This is a genomic window from Chloroflexota bacterium, assembly GCA_018648225.1.
Taxonomy (GTDB): Bacteria; Chloroflexota; Anaerolineae; order Anaerolineales; family UBA11858; genus NIOZ-UU35.
The window spans coordinates 1-1739 of the sequence record JABGRQ010000092.1; the positions used below are offsets into that span (position 1 = coordinate 1).

General features: G+C 59.1%; 2 protein-coding genes. Both read right to left on the reverse strand.

Going from position 1 to position 1739, the window contains the following annotated elements; all coding sequences use genetic code 11:
• Positions 1-1391 (reverse strand): hypothetical protein (locus tag HN413_08350; GenBank protein MBT3390406.1); only part of this gene is annotated, 1391 nt, incomplete at its 3' end.
• 18 nt (positions 1392-1409) lie between these two features.
• A partial coding sequence (locus HN413_08355) for a tetratricopeptide repeat protein (GenBank protein ID MBT3390407.1) occupies positions 1410-1739 on the reverse strand: 330 nt, incomplete at its 5' end.

Below are 1739 nucleotides of genomic sequence, written 5' to 3' on the forward strand. Positions count from 1 at the left end.
TTGGCGCGCAGCGCGGTATCAATATCGTGCAAGGCCAGTTTCAAAGCCCAGGGATCATCGGGGGCGGCGGGTTTTAACCCTAATCCAGCCATACCGGCGGGATCATCGGGGTAAACCAACAGTGCGCCCCAGCCATTGCGCTGGCGCAGCCGCAGGGTCAGGGCTTGCATGGCTTCATCAATCATTCCGGCAGTTTGCGCGCCATATTTGCGCGCCATACCGTGTTGTGTGCTCATCACGACATACACTGGCAAAGCGCCATCCGTTTTGGGCAAATCAGGCAGCTTGAGACGCCGGGCAGCTGTTTCCAGTTCGATGCCGATCTCTTTTTGTATTGCTTTGTCTTTGTCCGGATTCAATATGTGGCGCGCTTCTGCGCGGGCGCGTTTCACTTCCGCTTTTAAATCAGACGATTTGCCAGAACGGCTGGGCGGTTTCGGAGTGTTTTTAATCGGCAGGATTTCTGGACTGTGGGGGAGCGCGCTGGCCTGCCCCGGGGTTGGCGCGCTCTTTTCGGGTTGACGCTCAATATTGGAGGCGGGTTCTGTTTCCTTGCGCGGCTGCCCGTTGGGGAGCAGATTCCACCCCAGGGCTGCGGCCACCCCAGCCGGGATCGAAATATCGAGCACGGCGCGCATCCGCTCCGGCCACAGCGTGCGGTAGGGATTTTCCACGCCCCATAAACGCGCTGGAACCTGCCCGGCGGGATCGCTGGATGCAGCACGGTGTAGCAATGCCACGGCGTGGTCGGCGCTGCCCGCGCTCATCATGCTATCGGCCAGGATGAGTTGAATCGTCACGCAGTCCGGCCAGAGGCGGTGATAATGCTCGGCCAGGCTCTGGGTGGCCTGTTGGGGTGTCTCTGGCTGTGACCACAAGATGCGCAGATGGGTCAGCGCGGCCAAAATATTGGGCGGGTCGTAGATCAGCGTTTCGGTGATGATCTCTTCGGCGGCGGCGAAATTTTTACCTTGCAGGGCATGGTAGGCCACCCGCAGGGGCTGAGTCCACGCCGGGGCGGGCTGAGCCAGCTTCGAGGTCGCCGCGACGCGCCCCCCCAGGGCCAGATACGCCCCGCGGGCCGCATCCATCCCCTTGGCTTGCAAATTGCTGCCAACGCTGGCGCGCAATTCCTGCGCTTCAAAGAATTCGGGATCGGCGGTGCAAACACCCTCCAGAATTGGCAACGCCTTTGCGGCCATGCCTTCGCCAATAAAAGCCTGGGCGTGCAAAAACTGGATGTGCAAATCGCGCTCGTAATGGGTTAGCCAGGCCAGTGCCGCCTGGCGCGCGAAGCTAAAGGTTTTGACGTTGAGAGCCATTTGTAGAATTTCATTCAGATACGGTCTCGGCCAGGGTTCACCAGGGGGAAGGGGTTGTAGCGTTTTCATAGTAGTTTCCGTTTGGGTTTATGCCGTTTTTTCATCAACGGTGGCAAATGTCTTGCGGGGGTTATGTACCAGGTTCATGGCAATCATGGCCGCCAATTGGCGTTGGATGCTGATATTCTCGGGGTTGAGCCGGGCGGCCTTGCGCAGCATGCTTTCCGCGTTGGCGTAATCTTTGGCATCTTTGAGGGCTTGCCCCGCCAGGTGGTATGCGCTGGCATCCTCTGGGGCAATCGCAATGGCCTGATGATACGTTTGCAACGCCAGGTTATATTGCCGCCGCTCATGGTAAGCGCGCCCCAGTTCAAGATAAGGGGGGACCCAATCGGGGCGTTGGTCAATCGCCAAAAT